The organism is Flavobacterium sp. (assembly GCF_041392005.1).
In the GTDB taxonomy this organism is placed as follows: domain Bacteria; phylum Bacteroidota; class Bacteroidia; order Flavobacteriales; family Flavobacteriaceae; genus Flavobacterium.
Genome location: NZ_JAWKMX010000009.1, coordinates 72,212 through 78,583, shown reverse-complemented (window position 1 = coordinate 78,583; position 6,372 = coordinate 72,212). Strand labels below are relative to the sequence as shown.

Annotated in this window: 5 protein-coding genes; 4 read left to right on the top strand and 1 reads right to left on the bottom strand. The window is 33.3% G+C overall.

Annotation, left to right across the window (positions count from 1 at the left end; genetic code table 11):
• Positions 1-195 precede the first annotated feature (195 nt).
• The 4 genes from R2808_RS06465 (at position 196) to R2808_RS06450 (ending at position 3,310) form a co-directional block, all read left to right on the top strand.
• Complete coding sequence (locus R2808_RS06465) at positions 196-1,524, top strand: T9SS type A sorting domain-containing protein (RefSeq protein ID WP_371270144.1); 1,329 nt, start codon at positions 196-198, stop codon at positions 1,522-1,524.
• A gap of 170 nt (positions 1,525-1,694) precedes the next feature.
• Positions 1,695-2,243, top strand: a complete 549-nt coding sequence (locus R2808_RS06460; protein WP_371270143.1) for a hypothetical protein — start codon at positions 1,695-1,697, stop codon at positions 2,241-2,243.
• 525 nt (positions 2,244-2,768) lie between these two features.
• A complete protein-coding gene (locus tag R2808_RS06455) occupies positions 2,769-3,014 on the top strand; it encodes a type II toxin-antitoxin system ParD family antitoxin (RefSeq protein WP_371270147.1) in 246 nt (81 codons plus the stop codon).
• A complete protein-coding gene (locus R2808_RS06450; RefSeq protein ID WP_371270142.1) occupies positions 3,014-3,310 on the top strand; it encodes a type II toxin-antitoxin system RelE/ParE family toxin in 297 nt (98 codons plus the stop codon). The genes R2808_RS06455 and R2808_RS06450 overlap by 1 nt, the downstream gene beginning before the upstream one ends.
• Before the next feature lie 148 nt (positions 3,311-3,458).
• Here R2808_RS06450 and carB read toward each other — a convergent pair whose 3' ends face one another.
• Positions 3,459-6,311: a carbamoyl-phosphate synthase large subunit gene (gene carB, locus R2808_RS06445; protein WP_371270141.1), complete on the bottom strand. Its 2,853-nt coding sequence runs from the start codon at positions 6,309-6,311 to the stop codon at positions 3,459-3,461.
• Positions 6,312-6,372: the final 61 nt, after the last annotated feature.

Sequence of the window (6,372 nt, the reverse complement as noted above, 5' to 3'; positions counted from 1 at the left end):
TGACCATAATAAAACAACTACCGCTAACAGCGGTTACAAGTAATGGCTAGGTCAGTGAATTATTCCGAAAATTCTCCGAATTTTCTAAAAATAAGTTTATATTTGTTATGGCTTGGTACTGGCTCACGCCACTACTTGTAGCCGCAGGACGTTAGCAAACATTAAAACAAAATATTAATACTTAAAATTATAAAAATGAAACAAATTTACTTTTTAACAGTACTAACTATCTTTACATTAACATTTAGCAATGCACAAACACCAACAGAAGATGGAACAGTAATTGCCACAGAAAACTTTGATGCCGTTACACCACCAACACCAGCTTCAGATTATTTTACTTTTGATGCCGTTTTGGGTTTTGGTGTTACATTTACTGATTTTAAAAACACAATTGATTTTACTGCTACTGCAGATGTAAATGGAACAGGACAAGGCGTTGCTTTTTATTATGATGCTAATTTATTTAATGACGAAGAAATTACACTACATACGTTTACAAATGTAGCACCAGGTGACTACATTATACAATATGATATTAATAATAATGCTACACAGTTTAGTTATGAGGCTTTAATTTCTGACGGTACAAACTACAAGACCCAAGGCATAGAGGTATTTTCATCAGGGGTTTTTAGTAAACGCTATACACCTCAAATTTCAATTACAACGACCAGTGATTTAAGTTTTACAATGTATATGTCACCATTTGGGGTAGGGTATACATCTTCAACTGTATATATTGATAATGTTGAATTAATAAAAATGAATGGCCCATTGCCTACTACAGTTTCTGGAAGTACAATGGTAGAAGAAGAAAATTTTGATACTGCTTCTACCGTTCCAGCCTCTACAGGTCCCACAAGCTTTACAAATAATATATCCTTGTCATCTAATGCAGATGTTAACGGAACAGGGCAAGGTTTACAATTTAATTACATTGGATATTATCTCGATCAAATATGCACCATAGATATGGTTACGTTTTCTAGTGTACCAGCAGGCAGCTACTATATAGAGTATCAATTTGATGAAGGGAACACCAATGCCAATGTTGACTTTACATATTATAACCAAATTACAGATGGTACATCCTCATTAAACAATTACATAATCTCACCAGTAACAACAGGTTTTACAACCCATAGGACTCAAAGTATTACAACAACATCAACAGGTGATATTACATTTAAATGGATTGGAAGTCAACCAGGAAATAATGTAACAAACGGTACACCTGTTTATATAGACAATGTACGTTTAATGACAGACCCAACATTAAGCCTGAATGATATAGCTGAACAAGAAGAAAAAATATCTATATATCCTAATCCAGCGTTTAATTATATTCAAATTAATGGATTAAAACAAAAACAAAGTTTTAGTATTTATAATGTAATAGGTAAAAAAATAAACACTGGTCATTTAACTGATAATGAAAAAATAGATATTAGTCAATTAACGAATGGATTGTATTTCTTGAAGTTTAACAATGGAATAACACTGAAATTTATAAAGCAATAACGTTTGCTAACAATGGCTATAAGTAATTGCTTGTTCTCGCCTACTTCTGAAAATCCTCGCGGATTTTCAGTTTGGTGTGTACTTGCAAAGTTAATCGCTAAACCACGCAACTACTCATAGCCGGAGACGTTGTGAGCAAGCTGAACAAAATATTACGCTGAAAGAAATAAATGGATAAAGCATATTACGCTGAAAAAGGATTATTTGTTGGAATTACTGCGATTATTTGTGCATTTTATTTTTTTGCATCAACTCTTTTTACTTTTAAAAGTTCATTAATTGAACAAAGTGGAGAAATTGGAAATTTAAAAATTTATTACACTCGTGTAGAAAGTTCAAGAGGTTCAAAAAGCATAAAATCTGAACTAAAATTCACTCTAAATTCAACTCAAAGTATTTATGTTCTAATGAAAAACATAGGACAAAGTAGATTTAACCAAAGATTTGAAAATTTAGAAAAGCAATTAAAAAAATCGGAAAGAGCTACCGTTTGGATAAAAAAAAGTCAAAAAGATGAATATAATCCGACTGTTTTCCAAATAGCTGATAGAAATGGCGAAATAATTTATGACTTTAGTGAGTCGAAATCACATTCAAGATTTGGATTTCTAATTTCGTTTGGATTAGGAATTTTTGGAATTGGACTATTTATATATCATAAGTACTCTAACCGAATAAAAAGTTTTTATGGAAAAAAGCCAGCTCACAACAATGTATAACCGCAATTACGGCGGATTCGACTACGTCCGAATCCACTCGGAATTGCTAACGTCTGTTCTTAACCGAAAATAATCGCTAATTTAACCCGTAACTGACGGTTATACGAGACCGTTAGAACACATTCAGCTAAAGCTGACCAAAGTTGCTACGTGCTTCGCACTCCCGCCCCTTTGGAAATGTGTTCTAACGAACTGCTAAACCAAATTACTTTTTTTAATACCTGTAAACGACAGCTTTAGCTGCCCATCGAGGGAAAACGTGTACTAACATAAGCTAAAAGTAATTTGGCTCTGCTTTTTTTGTTCCCAATAAGCGAAATTTGTACAAATTACGTAAACTACGTTTACTATTTGACAACCAATTGACAAATTGAAAGCGGAAGCTGTTTATTTGTCAATTGTTTTAACAAATTTCTTATATTTACTCAAAAAAAGCAGAACTACGTTTAGCAGTTCGTTTGACATAATTTTAAAAATTTGGAAATATTACCAATTTTTGGTAACTTTATCAAAAAAAATAAAGTCATGGGAAAAAACACATCCGTTTCATTAGGAAATTATTTTGAAAATTTTGTCGAAAATAGCATAACTACAGGTCGGTTTAAAAATGCTAGTGAGGTAATTCGTGCCGGACTTAGACTTTTAGAAGAAGAGGAAAATAAAATTTTTATTCTAAAAAATGCAATTATAGAAGGGAAAGAAAGTGGAATTGCTAAAAATTTTGACGCAAAGAAACATTTAGCAGCTATTAAAGCTTTAAAGAAAAATTAATGGGAAGTTTTAATTTAACTAACAAAGCTGTTGATGATTTAACTACTATTTGGAACTATACATTTGAAGAATGGTCAGAAAATCAGGCTGACACTTATTATTTTCTTCTCCTTGAAATGTGTCAAGATTTAGCAAACAATCCAAACATTGGAAGAAATTATAAAGAATTTGGAATCACTATTTTTGGATTTAAAGCTCATAGACATATTATTTTTTATGAGATTAAATCAAAAAATGAAATTGAAATTGTTAGAATTCTACATGGAAGAATGGATGTTGAAAATATTTTGAAATAAAAAAGATTTACAACATTGATTAGCTATTATTGTAGCTTCTCGCCTACTTCGGAATTTTCCGAAAATTCCACGACAATATTTATCCAATAGCAAAGATTTAAAATCCTTGCAACCTTAAACAAAAAGCTCCGCAATTGCGGAGCTTTTCTTATCTTGTCAAATACATTTTTCTTCTTGAGTACAATTCGTAAAACTGATCGTCTTTTAAATCGTCTATAAACAAAATGCTCTCGCCTGTCGATTTCATTTCTGGTCCTAAAGCTTTGTTTACATTTGGGAATTTGTTAAAAGAGAAAACCGGCTGTTTTATTGCATAACCATTTAATTTTGGTACAAAAGTGAAATCGGTTACTTTATTATGTCCGAGCATTACTTTAGTCGCATAATTTACATACGGTTCGCCATACGCTTTTGCTATAAATGGTACGGTACGCGAAGCTCTAGGGTTGGCTTCAATAATATACACTACATCATCTTTAATCGCAAATTGAATATTAATTAAACCAACGGTTTTTAAAGCAATTGCAATGCGCTTGGTATGGTCTTTTATTTGTTGCATTACAAATTCGCCTAAATTAAAAGGCGGCAACGTAGCATTACTATCGCCCGAATGCACACCACAAGGCTCAATATGCTCCATTATACCAATGATATACACATTTTCGCCATCGCAAATAGCGTCTGCTTCTGCTTCTATAGCGCCATCTAAATAATGGTCTAAAAGTAATTTATTATTTGGAATATGCTTTAAAATTTCGATAACATGTTCTTCCAATTCTTGTTTATTGATGACAATTTTCATGCCTTGACCACCCAACACATATGATGGTCGTACTAATAAAGGAAAATCTAATGTATCAGCTAATTTTGAGGCTTCATCAGCATTTTCTGCTACACCAAATTTAGGGAATGGAATATTCAATTCGGATAATAACTCTGAAAAACGACCTCTATCTTCGGCTAAATCTAGCGCATCAAATGAAGTTCCTAATATTTTTATACCGTATTTCGATAATTTTTCTGCCAATTTTAAAGCGGTTTGTCCGCCTAATTGTACAATTACACCTTCTGGTTTTTCATGCTGAATAATATCGTAAATGTGTTCCCAAAAAACAGGTTCAAAATATAATTTATCTGCCGTATCAAAATCGGTAGAAACGGTTTCGGGGTTACAGTTAATCATAATGGTTTCGTAACCACATTCTTTTGCTGCTAAAACCCCATGAACACATGAATAATCAAACTCAATACCTTGTCCAATTCGGTTTGGACCAGAACCTAAAACCACGACTTTCTTTTTATTTGAAACGATACTCTCGTTAGCAACATATCGTTCCCCATCAGCAGTTTCAATTTCGGCTTCAAATGTAGAGTAATAATAAGGCGTTTGGGCTTTAAATTCGGCAGCACAAGTATCAACCAATTTATAAACACGTTGTATTCCTAAATCATCTCGCAATTTATGTACTTGACTTTCTAAACAACCCATCATGTGGGCAATTTGACGGTCGCCATAGCCTTTTTGCTTGGCTTCTAGCAGTAATTCTTTGGGCAGCGAATCGACTTTATAGTTTGAAATTTCTTTTTCCAAATAATATAATTCTTCATATTGTTTTAAAAACCACATATCAATTCGTGTAATTTCATGAATACGACTCAATGGAATTCCCATGGCAATTGCATCGTAAATTACAAAAACTCTATCCCAGCTGGCATAGGTTAGCTTTTCAATTATTTGTTCGTAATTTTTATAGCCTTTACCATCTGCACCTAAACCATTACGTTTAATTTCTAAAGATTGGGTTGCTTTGTGCAAAGCTTCTTGAAACGAACGACCAATACCCATAACCTCTCCTACCGATTTCATTTGTAAACCTAAAGTTCTATCTGAACCTTCAAATTTATCAAAATTCCAACGAGGAATTTTAACAATTACATAATCCAAAGTAGGTTCAAAAAGAGCCGATGTTGATTTTGTAATCTGATTATTTAATTCATCTAAATGATAACCTAGCGCCAATTTTGAAGCAATTTTAGCAATAGGATAACCTGTGGCTTTTGAAGCTAATGCCGAAGAACGAGATACACGCGGATTAATTTCGATGGCGACAATATCTTCTTTTTCATCGGGTGAAACAGCAAACTGAACATTACAACCGCCTGCAAAATTTCCAATACTTCGCATCATTTTTATGGCCATATCACGCATTTTCTGAAATGTAGTATCCGAAAGCGTCATGGCTGGTGCAACGGTTATACTATCGCCTGTGTGAATTCCCATTGGGTCCATATTTTCTATGGTACAAATTATAACAACATTGTCGTTTTTATCGCGAAGCAATTCCAATTCGTATTCTTTCCAACCCAAAAGTGCTTTATCAATTAAAACTTCATGTATGGGCGAAGCTTCTAAACCTCTTGTTAAAAGCTCATCAAAATCTTCTTTTTTATGTACAAAAGCAGCACCTGTTCCCCCTAAAGTAAAGGAAGGACGAATAACCAATGGAAAACCAAATTCTTGTGCAATTTCTTTTCCTTTCAAAAAAGAATTTGCGGTTTTAGCAGGCGCAACAGGAATATCGATAGTTGCTAACAATTGCTTAAACTTATCGCGGTCTTCGGTAATTTCGATGGCGTTTATATCAACTCCAATCATTCGCACATTAAAATCGTTCCAAATTCCTTTTTCGTTAGCCTCAATACATAAATTAAGTGCCGTTTGCCCGCCCATTGTTGGTAAAACAGCATCTATTTGCGGATGCTCTTTTAAAATTTCGATAATCGATTTAGTGGTTAATGGCTTTAAATAAACATAATCGGCCATAGAAGGATCGGTCATAATAGTTGCAGGATTTGAGTTGATAAGAATAACTTCAATTCCTTCTTCTTTTAAAGAACGTGCCGATTGTGAACCCGCATAATCAAATTCGCAAGCTTGACCTATAACTATAGGCCCCGAGCCGATAATTAAAACCGATTTAATAGAGTTGTTTTTTGGCATTGTAGTGTGTTGTTGTTTAAGTTGTTATGTTTAGTATTTGTTTTTCAAATATAAAAAAAAG